Source organism: Promicromonospora xylanilytica, from assembly GCF_054782895.1.
In genome coordinates, this window is sequence record NZ_BAAGRP010000007.1 from 120,450 (window position 1) to 141,424 (window position 20,975).

At 72.1% G+C, this 20,975-nt stretch carries 12 protein-coding genes; 3 read left to right on the top strand and 9 right to left on the bottom strand.

Annotation, left to right across the window (positions count from 1 at the left end):
- Positions 1-20: 20 nt before the first annotated feature.
- Positions 21-674: a response regulator gene (locus tag ACYVK7_RS08355; protein ID WP_460887230.1), complete on the bottom strand. Its 654-nt coding sequence runs from the start codon at positions 672-674 to the stop codon at positions 21-23.
- A 1-nt stretch (position 675) separates the two neighbouring features.
- Positions 676-1,980, bottom strand: a complete 1,305-nt coding sequence (locus ACYVK7_RS08360) for a sensor histidine kinase (protein WP_460887231.1) — start codon at positions 1,978-1,980, stop codon at positions 676-678.
- A gap of 130 nt (positions 1,981-2,110) precedes the next feature.
- Between ACYVK7_RS08360 and ACYVK7_RS08365 the strand changes: the two genes are divergently transcribed.
- Entirely contained in the window at positions 2,111-3,709 is a 1,599-nt protein-coding gene (locus ACYVK7_RS08365; RefSeq protein ID WP_460887232.1) for a glycosyltransferase family 2 protein, read from the top strand.
- A gap of 68 nt (positions 3,710-3,777) precedes the next feature.
- On the opposite strand, the gene ACYVK7_RS08370 is transcribed toward ACYVK7_RS08365, so the two are convergent.
- The 7 genes from ACYVK7_RS08370 to ACYVK7_RS08400 form a co-directional block, all read right to left on the bottom strand.
- Positions 3,778-7,749 (bottom strand): LamG-like jellyroll fold domain-containing protein, encoded by a 3,972-nt coding sequence (locus ACYVK7_RS08370; protein ID WP_460887233.1) that lies wholly within the window; start codon positions 7,747-7,749, stop codon positions 3,778-3,780.
- Positions 7,750-8,176: 427 nt separating this feature from the next.
- Positions 8,177-10,423, bottom strand: a complete 2,247-nt coding sequence (locus ACYVK7_RS08375) for a glycoside hydrolase family 31 protein (RefSeq protein ID WP_460887234.1) — start codon at positions 10,421-10,423, stop codon at positions 8,177-8,179.
- Positions 10,420-12,513: a glycoside hydrolase family 127 protein gene (locus tag ACYVK7_RS08380; RefSeq protein WP_460887235.1), complete on the bottom strand. Its 2,094-nt coding sequence runs from the start codon at positions 12,511-12,513 to the stop codon at positions 10,420-10,422. Before ACYVK7_RS08380 ends, ACYVK7_RS08375 begins: the two co-directional genes overlap by 4 nt.
- Before the next feature lie 9 nt (positions 12,514-12,522).
- Complete coding sequence (locus ACYVK7_RS08385) at positions 12,523-13,371, bottom strand: carbohydrate ABC transporter permease (protein WP_460887236.1); 849 nt, start codon at positions 13,369-13,371, stop codon at positions 12,523-12,525.
- Positions 13,368-14,321 carry a carbohydrate ABC transporter permease gene (locus ACYVK7_RS08390; RefSeq protein ID WP_460887237.1) on the bottom strand — a complete coding sequence of 318 codons (954 nt, stop codon included), beginning with the start codon at positions 14,319-14,321 and terminating at the stop codon, positions 13,368-13,370. The genes ACYVK7_RS08385 and ACYVK7_RS08390 overlap by 4 nt, the downstream gene beginning before the upstream one ends.
- A 96-nt stretch (positions 14,322-14,417) precedes the next feature.
- A complete protein-coding gene (locus ACYVK7_RS08395) occupies positions 14,418-15,695 on the bottom strand; it encodes a sugar ABC transporter substrate-binding protein (protein ID WP_460887238.1) in 1,278 nt (425 codons plus the stop codon).
- Positions 15,696-15,834: 139 nt separating this feature from the next.
- Positions 15,835-16,857, bottom strand: a complete 1,023-nt coding sequence (locus tag ACYVK7_RS08400; protein WP_460887239.1) for a LacI family DNA-binding transcriptional regulator — start codon at positions 16,855-16,857, stop codon at positions 15,835-15,837.
- Between the two features lie 721 nt (positions 16,858-17,578).
- Here ACYVK7_RS08400 and ACYVK7_RS08405 point away from each other — a divergent pair.
- Together ACYVK7_RS08405 and ACYVK7_RS08410 are read left to right on the top strand one after the other, a co-directional pair.
- Positions 17,579-18,688: a LacI family DNA-binding transcriptional regulator gene (locus ACYVK7_RS08405; RefSeq protein ID WP_460887240.1), complete on the top strand. Its 1,110-nt coding sequence runs from the start codon at positions 17,579-17,581 to the stop codon at positions 18,686-18,688.
- Between the two features lie 51 nt (positions 18,689-18,739).
- Complete coding sequence (locus ACYVK7_RS08410; protein ID WP_460887241.1) at positions 18,740-20,950, top strand: beta-galactosidase; 2,211 nt, start codon at positions 18,740-18,742, stop codon at positions 20,948-20,950.
- Positions 20,951-20,975: the final 25 nt, after the last annotated feature.

Sequence of the window (20,975 nt, forward strand, 5' to 3'; positions counted from 1 at the left end):
GAACCGGAGTCGCGCATCTCTCAGCCGCGCAGGTAAGCCAGCACCGCCCGTACGCGGCGGTGGCCCGCGTCGTCGACGGTGAGCCCGAGCTTGGCGAAGACGTTGCCGATGTGCTTGGCCACGGCCGCGTCGCTCACGACGAGCCGCTCGGCGATCTCGGGGTTCGACCTGCCCTCCGCCATCAGGCCGAGCACCTCGCGCTCGCGTGGCGTCAGGGTGCCGAGCGGCGACGAGCTGCGGTCGAGCAGGGACCGGACGATCTGCGGGTCGATGACGGTACCGCCGGCCGCCACGACCTCAAGCGACGTCATGACGTCGCTCACGCGCCCGATCCGGTCCTTGAGCAGGTAGCCGATCCCGCCCGAGGAGCCCGCGAGGAGGTCGCGCGCGTAGGCGTCGGCGACGTACTGCGACAGGAGGACCACCGGGAGCGCCGGGTAGTGCCGCCGGAGCTCCGCCGCTGCGTCGATCCCGTCGTTCTGCAGCCGCGGTGGCATCCGCACGTCGGTGACCACCAGGTCGGGCAGCTCGCCGTGCGCACCGTCCGCCAACACGAGGCGCACGAGCTCCTCTGCGTCACCCGTCACGTGCACCACCTCGTGCCCCACCCGTTCGAGCAGCCCCACGAGCCCCTCACGCAGCAGGATCGAGTCCTCGGCCAGTACTATCCGCATGTCACACAGTCTCCGGCACGGCCTGCACGGCCGGCGCGGCGTGGGGCCCTCGGGCGGGCAGGAGCAGCGCGACCGTCGTCGGCCCGCCGGGCGGGCTGGTCACCGTCAGGCTGCCCTGTGCGGCCTCGGCACGCTCCTGCAGGCCGACCAGACCGGACCCGGACCGGAGGTCCGCGCCGCCGACGCCGTCGTCACGCACCCGGACCGCCAACAGCTCACCGTCGCGGGCCACGTGCACCTCCGCGGCGTGTGCCTCGCTGTGCCGTGCGATGTTCGTGAGCGCCTCGCTGACCACGAAGTAGGCGCACAGCTCGATCTCCGTGTCGAAGCGCTCGTCGACACCGCCCTCCAGGGTCACCGGTACCGGCATCCGGGAGGTCAGCTCTTGCACGGCCGCCGTCAGCCCGTGATCGGCGAGCACCCGCGGGTGGATGGCGCGCACGGTCGAGCGCAGGTCCTCGAGCGCGGCCTCCGCGAGGTCGTGCGCCCGCTCCAGGTGGCCCCGCAGGCGCCCGACGTCGACCCCCGCCCGCGCCAGCTCCTCCGCGTCGAGGCCCGCAGATCCGAGGGCTATCGCGAGGGTCACCAGCTTCTGCTGGGCGCCGTCGTGCAGGTCGCGCTCGATGCGGCGCAGGTCTCCCTCGAACGACCGCACGAGACGTGTACGCGAGGCGGTGAGCCGCTCGATCTGATGGCGCAGCTCAGCCCGGCGCGGTGCCAGTAGCGCCCGTGCGAGTGCGGCCTGCGCCTCCGCGAGCAGACCGAGCATGTAGCCGAGCACCGGAACCGCCACAGCCACCCCGAAGAGCGCGAGGACCACGCCGACGGGGTTCTCGTCCCAGGCGTTGCCACCGCCGAGGACGTTGCCCGGCAGCGACACGACGAGGATCAGCGACCAGACGCTGAGGACCTGGGCGGCGGCCCCCACCCAGCCGAGCGGGATGGTCACGACGACGTACGCCACCTCGCGCCAGGTCGCCGACTCCCGCAGCCGGAAGACCAACCTGCCCACGCCGCGACGGTCGGTCGGCACGTGTGGGTCGGCGATCGTCTCCCGGCCGATCAGCTTCACGCGGGATCGGTCCAGCCGGGCGATCAGCGGGCTGAGCAGCAGCATGAGGAGGACCAGTGCACCCACCAGGAAGCTCAGCGGCTGGTCCCGGAGGATGCCGTTGAACATGAGGATGGCGAAGGGTCCGGGAAGCAGTGCGCTCACGAGCGTGAACAGCCAGGCTCGCGGCAACCAACGCGACACCAGGTAGCCGGGCCGCCGCAAGGCGAGCGCAAGGCTGTCGGATCGGCTCACCCGGTCACGGTACCGCCGGCGCGTCCGGCCCGGGATAGCAGCCGGTCCACCAGTGGGGTACAGCCCGGTCTACCCCCGACCTGGTCCGCGCTCCAGTGACCGGCCGGCGTGCCACCGGTGGGATAAGGACATGCTGACCACCGGCCCAGAGGAACCCCGTCCGGAGAACTCCCACCCGCTCCCAGAACCCGGCGAGGGCGCCCCGGGGCCACTCTCCGCGCTCGGCCCCGCCGTCGCGCTCGCCCTGGCGTGGGCCGCGCTCGCGGCGCTCGCGTGGCTCGTCCTCGCGGGGACCACCGTTCCGTCGACCCCCACGACGTGGACGACGACGACGCTCGCGGCCGTCGCCATCGCGGCGGCCTGGGTGGTCGGTGCCCGGGCAGCCGTGCTCCTGGCCGCCGGCGCCCGGCGCTCGCACCCGTCGGTCGGGACGCGGGCAAGAGCACCACGCCCGGAGCTCGACGACCTGGTGGTCGCCCTGCTCTGGACCACGGCCGACGACTTCCGCGCCGGCGTCGTGGAGCGCAGCATGCGCCAGACCCACCCGCGTACGCGGACTGTCGTGCTCGACGACTCCCGCAGCACGAAGGGACGGGCCGCCGTGGACGCCTTCGCCGCCACCGCTGCTGCCCCGGCCGCCCCGGGCCGTGTCGAGGTGGTCCGGCGGTCCGACCGTGCTGGGTTCAAGGCCGGCAATCTCAACAACTACCTCCGCCATCACGCATCCGGGGTGGACGCGGTCGTCGTCATTGACGCCGATCAGGAGATCGGCCCCGACTTCGTACGCACGGCGCTGCGCCACCTCCACGCGTACCCCCGGGTGGCGGTGGTCCAGGGCGCCATCAGATCGCGGCAGGGCGACACCCGGTTCGTGCGCGACTTCCGCGGCATGTTCGACGCGCACCTGCGTGCCGTGTCCGCCGGCCGGGCCCGGTTCGGGACGGCGACCTTCGCGGGCCGCGGTGCCCTGCTCGACGTCGGAGCGCTGCACGAGGCCGGCGGGTTCCCCGAGGCCGTGGCGGAGGATGCCGCGCTGACGCTCGAGCTCGCGCGGCACGGACGCACGGTGCGCTACGTGCCGGAGCTCATGTCCGTCGAGGACGCCCCCGCCGACTACACGGCGTTCACGACGCAGCTCGGCAAGTTCACCGAGGGCGCCGTCGAACTGCTCGGCCGTGACCGCGGCCTCCTGTTCGACACGCGTCTGCGCCCCGCACGGCGGCTCGACGTGTTCATCGACCTCGCCTCCCCGCTCGTCGGCGCCGGCATGACCCTTGCCCTGTTCGCCTTCGCCCTGGCGGCGGCTGTCGAACGTATGCCTGGCCTCCCGGTGCCGCTCGCTGCCTCGCTCGGTCTTCTCGGCGCCGTGCCGCTGCTGCCCGAGGCGGTCCGGCGCACCCGTCGGCGCGGCCCGGTGACGGCGTCCCTCTTCCTGTTGCGCGCCGGGATGCTCTACGCCTCCGTCGCGGTCGTCGCGCTGCGCGCCGTCCTGCGGGTGTGCCTGGGCCTGCGGGCCCGGTTCGTGATCACGCCCAAGGTCGCAGACCGTCGAGGCCTGCGGGCCACGGTCGGCCGACGCCGGCCGGAGCTCGCCGCCGCGGCCACCGCCGTCCTGGTAGCGCTCCTGGTGAGCGGAACCGTCGCGCCTGCGGGAGTGTTCTGCGTCGTGGCGGCCACCGCCGTCGGCTACTCCCTGCTGAGCGGGCGCCCTGCCCGGAACGCACGATGAGTGCGGGGTATCTGCTGGGTCCACGTCGCTGACCCGGCAGATTCCCCGCACTCATCGACCGGCCCTGGTCAGCCGCAGTCCACCGGCGGGTAGGTGTGCTCCGTCGTGACGCCGGCCGCCGTCACCGTGACCGATCCGGCCTCGAGCGACGTCGAGCGCGCCGGGAACGTCTGCCGCCAGCTGTCGCCCGGCGCCAGGTCCTCGGTCGACCGCGCACCGAGCGTTCCGGCGACGCGCACGCCGACCGCCTCGTCACCGACGTTCGTGGTGCTGACCACCAGGAAGGCTCGCGCGCCTCGGCAGACGGTCTCGGTCGCCACCTGCGTGCGGATCGGCGCTGCCAGCGGCGACACGGTGATCCGGTCGACGACCGGGGCCCACCGCGAACGCAGCGGGAAGTCGGGCCAGACGTCGGAGGCGTAGGTGACGCCGTCGAAGTTGGGCGCCTCCTGCGACCTCAGCGTGATGGTGTTCGCCCCCTCCTCCAGGTCGAGCACGACGGTCTTCTCCCAGAGGTTGTTCTCGTGGAACGTGTGGGGGAAGAGCACCGGATCCGGGGTGCCGCCGTTCACCGAGATGTCGGCACGTCGGGCGATCGGGTCGGGGTTGTAGTGCGAGGCGGGCGACTGCTCCGGGTTCGAGTACCGAAGGACGACGGCGTGCGGGCCCGTCTCGCCGGCGTCGACCCGGAACGTCAGGGTGCTGTCGTTGCCGGGCTCTCCCCCGACGTCCGTCACGGCCTTGCCGCCCTCCGCGAGCGAGAGGTCGGACACCGCGGCGGAACCGGCGAGCTCGGCGTCCTCCGCCTGGTACTCGGTCGCCGTGAGCGCACCGGCCCCGGGAGACGTCGTCAGCCGGTCGACGACGACGCCGTCCGCGCCGCCTGTCACGACCACCTTGTTCACGCCTCCGGACAGGTGCGCGGCGACCTGCCCCGCCGGCTCGCCCTGGGCGAGCACGTCGCGGCCGTTCACCGAGAGCGTGCCGCTGCCGCCGCCGAGGGTGTCGACGCCGAGCGTCGTCCCCTCGTCGTCGGCCGCGTAGACCCAGAACGTGGCGGTCTCGCCGTCGGCCAGCTCGACGCCGCCCGCGCCGGAGACCGTTGCGGGGTCCACGCCGTCGGGTGCCTCGTACAGCGACCGGCCGCCGTCGAGCGTCGCGTGCTCGGCCTCGTACACGGACGTCGCGGCGTCCGGACCGGGCAGGGCCAGGGTGATGCGGTCGACGATCGCGTCGCCCTGCGTGGCGCCGCTGCCGTCGAGGCTCCGGGCGGCGAGCGAGATGGTGTGTGTGCCCGCCGTGAGGTCGACCGTCGTGTCGGCGTGGTCCCAGACCACCCACTTGTAGCCGAGCGGAAGGTGCAGCTCCTGCTCCGCCTCCCCGTCGACCCGCACGAACACGTTGGTCGGGCCCTGCTCGGCCACGGCCTCGAAGGTGTTCTGGCTGTTGGCGAAGACGGACAGGTCGTACATGCCGTCCTGCGGCACGGTGACCTCGAAGTCCAGCACGAGGTCGGAGCCGGTGCGCAGGCCGCCGACGTCGTACCCGCCGGAGGTGTAGAACTTGCCGACGTCGGCCGGTGAGCCCTCCGGGCCGTTCAGGCTGTAGCCCGACCCGGTGTGCGTGGCGTCCTCCGCCTCGTAGCTGCCTTCCCAGGTCGTCGGTGCCGTGCTGGTGCTCTCGCCGACGCCGGCGGGCGTCACGACGATCTCGTACGCGGAGGACTCCCGCAGCAGCGGCAGCGACTCCCCGTCGAACTCGACGGCGACCTTCCCGTCGGTCACCGGCATGGTGGTCTCGGCGAGGTGGCGCGGCTGCGCGGAGTCGCCGAGCTGGCCGGTCCAGGGGATCTCCCGCACGGTGACGCGCACGTCGTCCCCGAAGACGTCCTCCGGGACGTTCACGAGCTCGACCGGGGCGGCGCCGTCGGTGCCGCCGACGATGGTGCGCGCGGTCGCGCGCTCCTCGTCCAGGGTGGCGACGCCCTGCAGCGTGTAGTTCTCGCCCGGGAAGGGCGGCGTCACCTCGACGGTGTTCCCGCTCATCCGCGCGTACGCGTTGAACAGCCACCACTGCCCGTTGCCGCGGTCGGACTGGACGGCGGAGTCGGACAGGTTGCCGTCGATGTTCCAGTACGCGATGTCGGCGTCGACCTTGGAGTCCTCGATGGCCGAGATCCACTGGATCATCTGGCCGGGGACCGACGTGTGGTAGTTGAACGCGTACTCGTTGATGTTGATCGGCAGCTCGGTGCCCGCCAGGTCGCTGCCGGCGAAGACGTCGGCCTCCCAGTCGCGGTAGGTCGCCACCGACTCGCGGATCTTCTCCGGGTGGGACAGCTCGTGCCACGTCATGACGTCCGGGACGGTGCCGGCCTCCACGGTGTGCTCGAGGAAGCCCTTGACCTGGCCGTAGAGGACGCTCGTGTTCGGCCCGGCGATGCGCGCCCCCGGCATCCGGTCCTTGATGAGCGCGTGGACCCGGTCCCAGGCGGCGAAGTAGTCCGTCGGGTCGTCGAGCCACGACGTGCCGTCGTAGCTCCACCGGCCCGTGCCGAACATGTTGCCCTCGGGCTCGTTGAACGGGACGAAGACGACGTTGTCCTGGTACTCGGCAGGCATCTCGAGCACCTGGTCGACCTGGGTCCCGATCTTCTCGACGAAGCCGTCGAGCTTCTCCTGCGGGGTGTCGCCGGGCCACTCGTACGGGAAGCCGCGGTGGATGTCGGTCATGTAGATGTAGACGTCACCGTCGGTGGCGTCGGCGAGCGGCCGCACCACCTCGAGCGCGTCGGCGCCCGGGTGCTGGGGCCCGTCCTGCGCCTTGGTCGACACGGTGCGGATCCCCATGCCCTCGATGAGGTTGTCGCTCGGCAGCCCGTCGCCGTACAGCCCGTACAGGGTGCCGGACGCCCCACCGTGGAACTCCCCGATCGGCGCGCCGAGGTCGACGCGCAGCTCGCCGCGGTGCACGGTGACCGTAGCGGTCACCGGCGTGCCCGACGCGTCGCCCGCTACCGTGAACTCCCCGGGCTGCGCGTACTGCGCCGGGTCGATCTCGTCCCACGTCACCGGCACGGCGCGGTCGTAGCCGTCGGTGAAGGTGGCTCGCACCGTCTCGGGCAGGTCGGGCGCTGCCGCGACCGTGGTGCGTACCTCGAAGGACTCCTCGGCCAGGTCCACCAGGCCGGGTGTCTCCCCCGCGAGCTGCGCCACCTGGTCCCGCGTCAGCGCGGACCGGTAGAGCCGGAAGTCGTCGACGGCGCCGTCCAGGAGCGGGTCCGGGTAGAACGACCTGCCGATGTAGCCGGCGGACCGCGCGGCATCCGTGAGCAGGTCGCCCGCGGCCACGGCGGACGCCGCCGAGCCGACGGCCACGCCGTCGAGGAAGGTGGTGACCTGGCCGGTCGCGGCGTCGAGCGTGACCGTGAGCGTCACCCAGTCCGCCGCGCGCAGCGGACCGTACCCGCTGACCTGCGCCTCGCCGCCACCGCCGTTCGTCGTCAGGGCGGTACGCAGGCGGCCGTCGCCGTTCGACGGCGTGGCGAACAGGTAGCGCGTGGAGTCGGTGCCGAGGTCGAAGACCCGCTGCCACGCCCCGCCCGCGCCGTCCCAGCGCACACGCGCCGAGACGGTGAGGTCGGTGGCGCCCTCCAGGGCGGCGCGCGGGATGGTCACGTAACCGCCGTCCTGACCGCCGGGGAGGTCGAGCGCCGTGCCGCCGCCCTCGGCGTCGACCAGGCCCGTGGTGCCGGAGATGGTGCCGTCCAGCCCGTTGCCCGAGGCGTCCGGTACGACGTCGCCCGCCACGTCGTCCATCGTGTAGTGCAGGTCGGGCGCGGGCAGCTCCTGGGCCGTGGCCGGGGCCGCGAGCGCCGCCCCGACGGTGCTGCCGGCGAGTGCCAGCGTGGCGAGTGCGGCCGCGACGGTGCGCAGGGGTCTGCGCCGTCCCGGTCCGTCGTGGGCTGCCTGTTCGCGGGCCGGCCTGGTGCTCGGCGGTCCGCTACGCGAGCTGCTGTGCCATGAAGGTGTCGTGCTCATCGTTGAGTGCCTTCCTTCTCATCGTGGGTGGAACGGGGATCGTGGGGTGGAACGGGGGTCATCAGCCGGGGTTCGTGGGCCGGGTTCGTGGGCCGGGGTCCGTGGGTCGGGGTTCGTGCGGACGGGACGTGGCTCGGTCACTTGGTCTGCGTCGTCGAGATCGGTCGGTTGCTGGGCGCGGCTCCTTGAGATCGGTCGGTTGCTGGCCCGGATCTTCGAGATCGGTCCTTTGCTTCGAGATCGGTCGTTTGATTGACCGATCTCGAAGCAAAGGACCGATCTCGCGCCGGGCACGGCACGGGGAGGCGAACCGGTTCGACAGTGCTCAGCCCGACGGCTTCCCCGGAGGTGAGACCCGAGGTCGGCAGTCACTGCGGGGCGGCCGACCTCCCGGGACGAGCCCTCGACCGGGCGGCACCGGGCGCACCTAGGCCGCCCCCGTACTGCTCGAGCCCGCACTGCTCGGCCCCGCGCTGGTCAGCCCCGTCCCGGACGATCCAGCACCCGGCTCCGCCGTCGACGCCACGACAGCGGGCGTGCCCGGCACCACCCGACCGGTCGTGCGGCCCACCACCTGAGGCAGGGCGCCGTCGCGCAGGAACACGGGCACGACGTCGAGCGGGGCCGCGGCACGCACCGTCGCCCCGCCGTCGTGCACCTGGCCCGTCGCGGCGTCGGTCCAGCGGGCTCCCGCCGGGAGGTAGACGTCGCGCTCGCGGACGCCTGCCGCGAGGACGGGCGCGACCAGGACGTCGGGGCCGAGCAGGAACTGGTCGTCGACGTCCCACGCTCGGGCGTCGTCCGGGAAGTCGTGGAACAGGCCGCGCATCACGGGCTGGCCGTCGGTGTGCGCGGTGCGCATGGTGTCGCGCACGTAGTCCCGCAGCGTCTCGCGCAGGTGGACGTAGCGCTCCAGCACCCCGTACACCTCGTCGCCGAAGCTCCACAGCTCGTTGGGGCCGCCGGAGGCCAGGCGCGGCGAGCCGTCCGCCGCGACGACGTCCTCGCGCGGCAGCCGGTCGCCGTGCAGCCGCATGACCGGGCTGAACGCGCCGACCTGGAACCACCGCACGAGCAGTTCGTGGAACGCCGGGTCGGTCACGTCGCCCCGGTGGAAGCCACCGATGTCCGTGGTGAACCACGGGATGCCCGCGACCCCCATGTGGATGCCGGCGGTGACCTGGCGGGCGAGGTCCTCGAACGTCGAGGAGATGTCCCCCGACCACGCCAGCGCCCCGTAGCGCTGGCTGCCCGCCCACACGCAGCGGACGAGGTTCACGACCTGATTTTCTCCGGGAGAGTCGCCGTCAGCCGTCTGCCCCTCGTAGAAGGCGCGCGCGAACGCCTGCGGGTAGACGTTGCCCACGCGCAGGGCGGGGCCGAGGTGGTAGCGGTAGGCGTCGTAGTCGTAGACGCCGTACTCCGGCTCGGCCTCGTCCAGCCAGAAGGTGCGGATGCCGTGCTCGCCGTAGTTGTGCCGGCAGGTCTCCCAGAGCCAGCGTCGCGTCTCGGGGTTGGTCACGTCGAGGAACGTGCTGGGCCCCTGGAACGCCATCTGCACGTCGATCCCCCGGTCCGCGCGGACCAGCAGGTTGTTCCGCCGCAGGTACGAGTCGTTCTCCGACTCCAGCGAGACCTGCGGCCAGACCGAGACCATGAGCTCGACGCCGAGCTGCTCCAGCTCGGCGACCATCGCCGCCGGGTCGGGCCAGAACTCGTCCTCGAACCGGTAGTCGCCCATCTTCGGCCAGTGGAAGAAGTCGGCGACGATGACGTCCAGCGGCAGCCCACGCCGGCGGTGCTCGCGCGCCACCTCCAGGAGCTGCTCCTGGTTCCAGTAGCGCAGCTTGCACTGCCAGAACCCGAGCCCGCGCTCGGGCATCATCGGGGCGTGGCCCGTCGCGTCGGCGTAGGCGCGCGAGATCTGTGCGGGCGTGCGACCGGCGGTCACCCAGTAGTCGAGCTGCCTCGTCGACTCGGCGTGCCACTCGGTGCGGTTGCGGGCGAACGTCGCCCGCCCGATCGCCGGGTCGTGCCACAGGAACCCGTACCCGGCGCTCGACATCACGAACGGCACGCTCGCCTGGGAGTTGCGGTGCGCCAGCTCGAACGTGGAACCCTTCAGGTCCAGCACGTGCTGCTGGTACTGGCCCATCCCGTACAGCTTCTCGGCCGGGTCGGACTCGAACGACGCCGTGAGCGTGTGCCCGTCGTCGCCCAGCCGCGGGCGAAAGTTCCGGGCGCGGAGCTGGAGCGAACCACCGCGGTCGATCTCGCGCAGCAGCAGCCGGCCCTCGGCGTCGTAGAAGGCGAGCTCGCAGTGCGACACCTCGTAGCCGAGCACCTCGCTGAACCCGCTCGTCGTGGTGAGCTCGACGCGGAGACCGCCGTTCACGAGCGTCGCGCCGTCGGCTCGCAGCTCGACGCGCGCGGCGTCGTGGGCTGCGTCGTGGGCTGTGTCGTGGGCTGTGTCGTGGGCTGCGTCGTGGGCTGCGTCGTCGGTCGTGCGGGCAGGCGGCAGCAGAGCCCAGTCCGTGTCCTCGACGTCGCCGAGGACCGTCGCACGCACCCGCACGCTGTCGTGGCCCCAGGGCTCGACGACAAGCGTCTCGCCGCCGCCCCGCCAGGTCAGGCGGGTGCCGTCCGCGCGGACGGGCAGGGTCTGGTCTGTCATCGGGGCTCCTCGCCTCGGGCTGTGGGGACGAACACGCGCATGGTCGACGGGCCACGCTCCGCCCAGCGGTGATAGGGCACGAGCGGCAGATCGAGCACGTCGGCAGGCATCGCGTCGGCAGGCTCACGGGAGCCGAACGGCGGCGTCCGCGTTCCGCCGTCGGGCAGCGCGACGGCGAGCGCGCGGACGACGGCGCCGTCGGCGTGCGCGCGCGGCGCCGTGGCGGCGTCGAGCCGCACCTGGTCGAGCGACACCCCGTTCGGCAGGTCGACCGACTCCAGGGCCAGCACGAGCGGCCCGCGCTCGACGGCGACGGCACCGCGGACCGCGTCGACCCGCGGGTCGGGCCAGGTCAGGCGAGGGTCCACGGGCAGGTCGAGCACCACGACGTCGCCGGCGGCGAGACGGGCAGCGGTAGCAGGGCGGGTCGCGGTCACGTCCGCCCAGCCCGGGTCGACGTCGCGAACGGAACCGTCCGGGCCGGTGAGCGTGGCGCCCCCGGCCCAGTGCGGCACGCGCAGCCGCAGGGTCACGGGCCGCTCCGGGGCCGCGACCACCTCGACGCGCACCCGGCCGTCGTGGGGGTAACCCGTGCCGACGCTCAGGACGAGCTCGCCACCGCGCGGTCCGCCGGCGGGCACGTCGTCGAGGACGACACGGAGCTCACCCGCCGCGTACTGGGCGACGGTCACGACGGCAGCGCTCGCGCTCGGGGCCGTGTCCGGGTCCGGGCCCGCGCCCGCAGCCGCAGCCGCAGCCGCGCCCGGCGCCAGGGCGCTCGGCTCGTCGACGAACGCCGCGTACGCCTGCCACGACGCGAGCGTGCGGGCCACGTTGGTGGGGCAGCACGACACGTCGAACCACGGCGCGCGCACCCCACCCTCCGCGCGAGGGTTGACGGCGTCGGGCCGCACGTCCGCGCCGGGCTCGCGCTGCTGCAGGGGGTTCGCGTAGAAGAAGGCGCGCCCGTCCGCGCGCGGCGAGGTCGCCACGACGTTGTACAGCGTGCGCTCGATGAGGTCGGCGTAGCGCACCTCGCCGGTGGCGAGCAGCAGGCGCCAGGACACCATGACCGAGGCGACGCCCGCGCAGGTCTCGCAGTACGCACGGTCGGGCGGCAGCTCCCAGTCGTCCCCGAACCCCTCGTCCTGGTGCCGCGACCCCATGCCGCCGGTCAGGTAGGTACGGCGCTCCACGGAGCGCGTCCACTGCCGCTCGACGGCGGCGCGCAGGTCGGCGTCGTCCGTGTCCACGGCCACGTCGACCGCCCCGGCCGCCAGGTACAGGGCGCGCACGGCGTGCCCGCGCCAGACGTCCGCGTCGCGCACCGGCACGTCGTCCTGGAAGTACGCGGGGCTGAGCAGGGCGATCGGCGCCAGCGTGCCGTGCCCGCGGCGCTCGACGAACAGTCGCGCCTGCTCGGTGTACCGGGGCTCGCCCAGCGCGCGGCCGAGCTCGGCGAGGCCGACCTCGATCTCGGGATGCCCGCAGATGCCGGCCTGACCCGTGGCGCGCTGCCCGTCCGCACCGAACTCCCGGCACACGTGGTCGGCGGCGCGCCGGGCGACGTCCACCAGGGCGTCGTCCGCCGCCGTCGGGCCGACGGTCCGCACCCGCGCGACCGCGGCCTGCAGCAGGTGGCCGGTGCAGTACAGCTCGTGGCCCGTGGAGAGGTCCGTGTACCGGCCGGCCTGCCCCACGTGCCCGAAGCAGGTGTTCAGGTACCCGTCCTCGTCCTGCGCCGCGGCGACCCGGTCGACGATCTTGCGCAGGAGCGCGTCGACGCCTGCGTCGCCGGTGCGGCCGTGCTCCCATGCCAGCGCCTCGAGCAGCTTGTACACCTCGGAGTCCGAGAACTGCCAGCCCGGCCGGTCCCCGCCGGTGGTGCCCCCGGCGACGTGGTCGAAGTTGCCGAGCCAGCCGAGCTGCTCCATCCAGTCGAGGCAGTGCCGCAGCGTGGCCCGTGCGTTCGTCTCCTGGAGCGCTCCCCAGAAGCCGCCGTCGAGGCGCAGCTCGCCCACGCCGAGCCCGCGGCGCGGGCCGCGCGGCGCGACCGGGGACGCCGTCGGCGTCGAGGGGTGATGTGTCACGAAGCTCCTTCAGTCCTTGACCGCACCGGCCGTGACGCCCGCCGCCACGTAGCGCTGGGCCACGACGAGCAGGATCGCGGCGGGCACCGACGCGACGACGGCGGTCGCCATGATGGCGTTCCACTGCGTCGTGTTGTTGCCGATGTAGTTGTAGATGCCGAGCGTGATCGGGATGAGCTCGCCGTTGCGGTTCAGGGTCGAGGCGAAGATGAAGTCCGACCACGCCCAGAGGAATGCGAACAGGGCGACCGTGAGCGTCGAGTTGCGGCTCACGGGCAGCACGATCGAACGGAAGGTGCGCCATGCGCCCGCGCCGTCGACCCGGGCCGCCTGGAGCAGCTCGCGCGGGATGCCCGACATGAACGCCGTGTAGAGCAGCACGCCGAACGGCACGGCGACCGTCGAGTCCGCGACGATCAGCCCGCCGACGGTGTTGAGCAGGCCCAGGCTGTTGTAGACCGCGTAGAACCCCATGGCCATGACCACCGCCGGGATCATCTGGGCGACCAGGAGCAGGAAGTTCAGCGTGCGACCGCCACGGAGGTTGAGCAGAGCGAGCGCGTACCCGGCCGGCGCGGCGATCACGACGGTGAGCGCCACGCAGCCGAGACCCACCAGCAGGCTCGTGCCGAGTGCCGGGAGCTGCTGCTGGAACACCGCGGCGTAGCCCTCGAAGGTCGGTTCCCAGGGGAACCAGTGCGGCGGGTCGGCCCGCAGGTCGCTCGTCTGCGTCAGGGAGACGTTCACCATCCAGTAGACGGGGAACAGCATGAACGCGGTGAGGACGAGGCCGAGCGTGGTCTTCCACCAGGGCTTTCTCCCTGGGGTCCTGCGGGGGCGCGGGCGGCGGCTGGTCATGAGTCCTCCTGTCGGCGCTGGAGCTGGAGGTGCAGGAAGCCGAAGACGAGGGCGATGAGGATCAGCAGGTTGCCCACCGCCGCGGCCGGCGAGAAGTCCGGCTGGCCGGTGCCGAAGGCCTCCCGGTAGGACCAGATGGCGAGCGTGGTCGACGCGTCGCCCGGCCCGCCCGTCGTCATGATCCAGATGACGTCGACGACCTTGAGCGTGTAGATCAGCCCGAGCAGGAGCGTGATGGCCGACACCGGGCGCAGCAGCGGGAACGTGATGCTCCAGAACTGCTTCCACGGACCGGCGCCGTCGAGGGACGCGGCCTCGTACACCTCGCCGGGGATGTTCTGCAGGCCGGAGTACAGGATCACGAGGTTGAACGGGATGCCCAGCCAGATGTTGGCGACCGTCACCGACAGCAGGGCGGTGTCCGGGGAGGTGAGCCAGTTGATCTGCTGCGCGCCGAACGCCGCGAGCACCGAGTTCACGATCCCGTTGTCGCTGTTCAGCATCCACGCCCACGTCGAGGCGGACACGATGAGCGGCAGCAGCCACGGCACGAGGAACATCGCGCGCAGCAGGCCGGACAGGCGGAACCCGGACCGGAAGAACACGGCGAGCGCCAGGCCGAGCGCGTACTGGAACACGATCGAGACGACGGTGAAGACGGCGGTGTTCCACAGCGCCGTCGGGAACGTCGACGAGCTGAACACCTCGACGTACTTCTCGAACCCGACGAACTCGGCGTTGCCCTGGACGAACGCCCGGATGGTGTAGTCGTGGACGCTGAGGTCGATGTTGCGCCAGAGCGGGTAGACGTAGAAGAGGATCAGGTACACGAGCAGCGGAGCGGCGAACCCGACGGCGGCCCACTGGGAGGCCGCTGGGCCGCGGCGCCGGCGGGGTGCCGGCTGCCGGTCCGCGCCGACCGCCGCAGCCGCAACCTCAATGGTGGTCATCACAAAGTCCTCAGGTCTTTCCGTCGAGTGCTGGATATTCGCCCTTCGACGGGCAGTTTCAGGGCGAATATCCAGCACTCAACGACGGTGGGTGGGTCAGCTGGTGGCTGATTCCGCTTCGGTCTGGGCCGTCGTGAGGGCCTCTTCCGGCGTGTCCGCGCCGGAGAGGGAGTTCTGGACCGCCGTCCAGAGGGCCTCGGAGATCACCGGGTAGTCGGCGCCGAGGTCGTCACTCGTGCGCCCCTTCGCGTTGCGCACCGCCTCCACCCACGGCGCGAGCCCCGGCTTCTCCTCGACGAGCGCGGCCTGCCCGTCCGCCGTCGGCGGGACGTAGTAGGCGAACGTGTTCGCCGTCTCGACGAAGCCCTCCGGCGTCGTCATGCACTCCACGATCTGCCGGGTGACGTCGTAGCGCTCGGTGTTCTGCTGGACCGGCGCGAGGATGAACTCACCGCCCGTCGGGGCCTGCGCGACGCCGCCGTCGCGCGCGGGAAGCTGGACCACGCCGGTCTCGAAGTCGGCGCCCGCAGCGCTGTCGACCTGCCAGGTGCCGTTGACGGCGAAGCCGAAGCCGCCGGTGAGGAACTCCTCCCAGGTGGTGTTCTGGGAGTTGTTGATCACCGAGTTGGGCGCGTAGCCCTCCTCCAGCCAGCCGGTCCACAGCTCGAGCGCCGCGACGGCTTCCGGCGAGTCGAGGTCACGCAGGTCGGCCCCGGCGCCCCAGAACCACGGCAGGAACTGGAACGAGCCCTCCTCCGTGCCGATGCCCGCGAACGTGATGCCCTTGTCCCCGTTGTCGGTGACCTCCTTGAGGGCGGCGGTGAGCGAGTCCCAGTCGGTGACGGACGTCGGGTCGACGCCGGCGGCCTTCAGGATGTCCGCGTTGTAGTAGAGCGACAGCGTGTTGGCGCCGATCGGGATGCCGTACGTCTCCCCGTCGACGACGCCGGCCGCGAGCAGGTTCTCGTCGACGGCGGAGGTGTCCAGGCCGAGCTCGTCGACCGTGGTGAGCATGCCGGTGTCCGAGAGGGTGGAGACCGCCGGGTTGTCGAGCAGGATGACGTCCGGCGACGTGCCCTCCTGCGCGGCGAGCAGCGCCTGGTTGGTCAGCGCGGTGGTGTCGTACGCCGTGCGCTCGATGGTGACGCCGGCCTCCTCACCACAGGCCTGTACCCGGCCCGTCCAGTCCGACGCGTCGTCGTGCTGCGGGTACGGGTCCCACCAGGTGTAGGTGCTGTCGTCGCCGCCGGCTCCACCGCCGGACGCGGACTCGCCCGACGAGCAGGCGCCGAGCACACCGACCAGGGCGAGCGCGGCGACCGCCACGAGGCCGGTGGCGGGCTTGCGCCCGGTACGGGGTCGGGTGTGGTGCATGGTTCCTCCTTGAACTGGTCCTGCGCGACGGCGCCGTCGGGCCGGATGCTGGGTGCCTGGTGCTGTGGGTGCCTGGTGCTGTGGGTGCCTGGTGCTGGCTTGCCTGGTGCTGGCTTGCCTGGTGCTGGGCGGGCCGTGGTCAGGCCGGCCGGGGTACGCCGGTGCTGCCGCGGTCGACGAGCTCGGGGGTGACGAACCGGACGACGTGCGGCTCGTCCGCTGCCACCTCGCCCTCGATGCGGCGCACGAGCTGGCGCACGGCCATGCGGCCGAGCCGGTCGGGGGCGCTCTCGATCGAGGAGTAGGGCAGGGAGAAGGTGCGGGCGAACTCGTCCGAGTACCGCCCGACGACGGACAGGTCGCTGGGTGCCGTCAGCCCGCGTTCGTGCAGGACGGTCGGCAGCGCCGCCGCGGCGGCCTCGTTGTTGATCAGCAGCCCGGTGACGCCGGGGTGCGCGTCGAGCAGGGCGTTGAGGTCCCGGCCGACGTCGGGCTGGCTCGACGACCCCGACACGGTGTGCAGCGTCATCCCGCGCGACCGGGCTGCCTCGAGGGCGGCGTTCTGCAGGCGCCACACGTACGCGCCGCCCCGCTCGATCACGTGCTCCGGCTGCGACACCAGGACCACCTCGCGGTGCCCGAGCCGGTGCAGGTGGTCCACCATGAGCCGGCCGGCCTCCTCGAAGTCGAGGTCGAACACGTCCACGCCGCTGCAGTCGGCGGGCAGCCCCACGAGCGCGCCCGGTTGTGTGGCGGACCGCAGGATGGGCAGACGCTCGTCCCGCTCGGCGACGTTGAGCAGCACGATGCCGTCGACCATGCGGGAGTCGGTGATCCGGCGCAGGGCACGCGTACCGTCGGCGTCGGACACGAGCAGGATGTCGTAGCCGAGCTCGCGCGCCGTGTTGGAGACGCCCAGCATGTACTGGAGCATCGCGGGCGCGAACTCGTCCTCGAGGAACTCGGCGAGCAGCCCGATCACCATCGTCTGCGACGTCGCGAGCGCCCGCGCTCCCGCGTTCGGCGTGTAGCCGAGCTGCCGCACGGCGTCCTCGACGCGCCGGCGCACGTCCGCCGAGATGGCCCGCTTGCCCGACAACGCGTACGACGCCGTGCTGCGCGACACCCCCGCCGCCTGGGCGACATCCCCGATGGTGGCCACACTGCCTCCTGTGCTGCTGCTCGTTGCCGCCCGTTGCGACTGGTGCTGTTGCTGCTCTGGCTGTTGCTGCTCTGGCTGTTGCTGCTCTGGCTGTTGCTGCTCTGGCTGTTGCTGCTCTGGCTGTTGCTGCTCTGGGCGTTGCTGTTGTGACTGCTTCTGGTGCGAACCGGTTCGACTGTAGACCCACCTTTCCGAGGACCGCAAGACCGAACTTATTGGACTCTTGCGGCACAAGGTGGCGGGCAGTGGCGTCTCCGCAGGCTGGAAGGTCGAACCGGTTCGCATGTTATCGCGGGGAGACCTCGTGAGTTCTGGCCGGCGTCCGATGAGTTCGGTCAATTGCATCGAGTTCGGTCGCTTGCCTCGAGATCGGTCGATCGTCGGGCCGATCTCGAGGCAACCGACCGAAGTCACCGGGCCGGACCCACCAACGGACCGAAGTCACCCGGCCCAGCCCACCAACCGACCGAACTCACCCAGCCCAGCCCACCAACCGACCTAAGTCACCCGGCCCAGCCCACCAACCGACCGAACTCACCCAGCCCAGCCCGCGAACCTGCACACCTACCGCGCGAACCAACCGACCTCACCACCCTTGACCCCCACCCTTGACCTCACAACCCTTGACCACAGCTCCGCACCCGTGATCTGCTCAAGCACCGTTGACTACGTAGTCAACGCTCAGTGACCGTCAGTGACCGCCGGCGAAGGAGCTGCGCACGTGGGTACCGCACAACGGGTATCGATGACCGACGTCGCCCGCCGCGCCGGCGTCTCGCAGAAGACCGTCTCGCGCGTGGTCAACGGGGAACCGCACGTCACCGAGGAGGTCCGGGCCAAGGTCCGGACAGTGATCGACGAGCTCGGCTTCCGGCCCAACGCCGCGGCGCGCGCCCTGGTGACCCGCCGGAACCAGCGCGTCGGCATGGTCGCCATGGGCACGTCGCTGTACGGGCCGGCGTCGATCCTGGAGGGTGTCGACACCGCCCTGCGGAGGTCGGGCTACTACCTGAGCGTCGCGCGCACGAGGGGCAACCAGGTCGCCGACCTGCAGGCAGCCGTCGACGAGCTCGTCACCCAGGACATCGCGGGCCTGGTGCTCGCCGAGCCGACCGAACGAGGCCGCACCGAACGAGGCCGCACCGAACAGAGCCGCACCGAACAGTGCCACCCCGGCCTGCGCATCCCCAACGGTCTTCCCGTGCTCAGCTTCGGCTCCCCCACCAGCATGGACACCAGCACGCCCACCACGGCCGGCAGCACGGCAGGCAGCAGCACGGCACGCCCCGACGAGCTCATCCTTGGCGCCGACGAGACCGGCGGGGCCACGGCCGCGACCGAGCACCTGCTCGCGCTCGGGCACCGTACGGTGCACCACGTCGGAGGCGCCCAGGGATGGTCGGCGACGGCGCGGCGGATCCACGGCTGGCGGACCGCCCTGGCTGGCGTCGGCGCCGACGTACCGCCCGTGGTGCACGGCGACTGGACCCCACGGTCCGGCTACGAGGCCACGACGGAGCTGTTGCGCCACGGCGGCGTCACCGCGATCTTCACCGCCAACGACCACATGGCCATCGGCGCCGTCCGGGCCGTGGAGAACGCCGGGCTGCGGGTCCCGGGCGACGTCAGCGTCGTCGGCTTCGACGACGCACCCGAAGCCGAGTTCCTCTCGACCGCCCTGACGACGGTGCGCCAGGACTTCGCCGAGGTCACCCGCCTCGCCGTGGATCACCTGGTGCGCACCATCGAGGGCAGGCCGCCGCCGGAACGCCACCGCCTGGTCCCAGCCGAGCTGGTGGTGCGGGAGAGCACGGCGCCGCCGCCCGCCTGAGGATCCCGCAGCCGCCCGCCCACCTCTTGCCGCACCTCTGGGGAGACCAGCATGAACACACTGCAGCACCTGAACGACGGCGTCCTGTTCGGCGCCGCGTACTACTACGAGTACCACCGCCCGGGCGACCTCGGCACCGGCGACCTCGGCACCGGCGTCCTCGGCACCGGCGACCTCAGCGCTGAGAGCCGCAGTGCCAGCGAACGGCGCACGGGGCGGCTCGAGCGGGACCTGGACCTGATGGTGGAGGCGGGCTTCACGGTGATCCGGGTCGGCGAGTCCGTCTGGTCCACCTGGGAGCCGCAGAACGGCCGGTTCGACCTCGACTGGCTCCAGCCGGTGCTCGACGGTGCCCACGCGCGCGGCATCCAGGTCGTGCTCGGTACGCCGACCTACGCCGTACCGATGTGGCTGGCGCGGCTGTATCCGGAGATCAACGTCGTGCGCAAGGACGGCAGCGCTATGGGCTGGGGCGCACGGCAGGAGGTCGACTACACCCACCCCGCGTTCCTGTTCCACGCGGAGCGGATCATCCGCGCGATCGTCGCGCGGTATGCCCGGCACCCCGCCGTCATCGGGTTCCAGGTGGACAACGAGCCGGGCAACGAGATCTTCCACAACCGCCAGGTCTTCGAGCGGTTCGTCGACCACCTCCGTTCCCGCTACGGCACGGTGGAACGCCTGAACGACGAGTGGGGCCTGACCTACTGGTCGCACCGGCTCAGCACCTGGGCGGACCTCTGGACGCCGTCGGGCAACGCGCAGCCGCAGTACGCGCTCGCCTGGCGCCGGTTCCAGGCAGAACTCACGACGGACTTCATCCACTGGCAGGCCGACGTCGTGCGCGAGTACGCCCGCGAGGACCAGTTCGTCACCACCTGCATCTCCTACGAGCGGGCAGGCGTGCAGGACGACGCGCTCACGCGCGAGCTCGACGTGACCGCGGGCAACCCGTACTACCGTATGCGCGACCACCTGACGCTGCCGCCGACGGTCGACGAGAACAACACCTGGATGACGGCGGGCACGTGGTCGCTGTACGCGACGGCGGACCGCATGTACTCGTCGAAGCAGGCGCCGTTCCTGGTCACGGAGACCAACGCGCAGGCGATCGGGCAGCCGTGGCTGAACGAGCCTGCCTACGACGGGCAGTGGCGGCAGGCAGCGTGGGCCCTGATCTCGCGCGGCGCCACGATGATCGAGTACTGGCACTGGCACACGCTGCCCTACGGCACCGAGACGTACTGGGGCGGCGTGCTGCCGCACTCCCTGGAGCCCGGGCGGGTGTACGAGCAGGTAGCTGCCCTCGGCCAGGAGCTGCGTACGGCTGGCTCCACGGTGGCGAACCTGACGCCCGACGCCGACGTCGCCCTCGTCTGGTCCACGGCGAGCAAGTGGTCGTTGGCGGAGTTCCCGCAGATCGGCGGAGGCGCCGGTCCGGACCCGCGCGGCTTCAACCGCATCCTCGACAGCTTCTACCGCGGCGCGTTCGACGCCGGCCTCCAGTCACGGCTGGTGCACGACACCCGGCTCACGGACAGCAGCCCCGAGGAGACGGCGGCCGAGCAGCCCGTGCTGGTCGCCGCGGGCGTCACCGTGGCCGATGACGACCTGCTCCGGTGGCTGGAGCGCTACGCGGCCGCCGGCGGTCACCTCGTGCTGGGCATCCGCACCGGGTACGAGGACGAGGAGGCCCGCGCCCGGCCGGAGCGCAAGCCCGCGCACCTCAGCGCGGCGGCCGGCGTCTGGTACGACGAGTTCGCGACCATCGACACGCCGCTCGCCGTGCACGGGGCGGACGGCTTCGATCTCCCGGCCGGAGCCCGCGCCACCCACTGGGTGGACGGCCTCCAGGTGCTCGACGCCGACGTGCTGGCCACCTACGACCACCCGCACTACGGCCGGTGGCCGGCGGTCACCACCCGCGCGCACGGCTCCGGCAGGGTGACCACCGTCGGCACGATCCCCGACCCTGCGCTCGCCCGCGCGGTGCTGTCCTGGGCGGTGCGGCACGGCGGGCAGGCGGTCGACACCGCACCGTCATGGCGCCCGCAGGCGCCGTCGCAGACGGTCACCGGCGCGACCAACCCGGCAGGCGAGCGAGTCCGCTTCGTGCACTCGTGGTGCTGGGAGCCGAGCACCTTCGTACTGCCCGGCACCATGCGCGACATCGTGCGCGACGTCGTGAGCGGCGAGGAGCTCGCCGGCGGCACCGAGCTCACCCTGGGGCCCTGGGACGTGCGGGTACTCCTCGAGACGTGAGGGGTCGACCCGGTACGGCGACCGT

Coding starts and splice junctions, on each gene's coding strand:
- ACYVK7_RS08395 (WP_460887238.1), bottom strand. CDS start 15,695: ATGCACCACACCCGACCCCGTACCGGGCGCAAGCCCGCCACCGGCCTC.
- ACYVK7_RS08410 (WP_460887241.1), top strand. CDS start 18,740: ATGAACACACTGCAGCACCTGAACGACGGCGTCCTGTTCGGCGCCGCG.
- ACYVK7_RS08390 (WP_460887237.1), bottom strand. CDS start 14,321: ATGACCACCATTGAGGTTGCGGCTGCGGCGGTCGGCGCGGACCGGCAG.
- ACYVK7_RS08355 (WP_460887230.1), bottom strand. CDS start 674: ATGCGGATAGTACTGGCCGAGGACTCGATCCTGCTGCGTGAGGGGCTC.
- ACYVK7_RS08385 (WP_460887236.1), bottom strand. CDS start 13,371: ATGACCAGCCGCCGCCCGCGCCCCCGCAGGACCCCAGGGAGAAAGCCC.
- ACYVK7_RS08370 (WP_460887233.1), bottom strand. CDS start 7,749: ATGAGCACGACACCTTCATGGCACAGCAGCTCGCGTAGCGGACCGCCG.
- ACYVK7_RS08375 (WP_460887234.1), bottom strand. CDS start 10,423: ATGACAGACCAGACCCTGCCCGTCCGCGCGGACGGCACCCGCCTGACC.
- ACYVK7_RS08365 (WP_460887232.1), top strand. CDS start 2,111: ATGCTGACCACCGGCCCAGAGGAACCCCGTCCGGAGAACTCCCACCCG.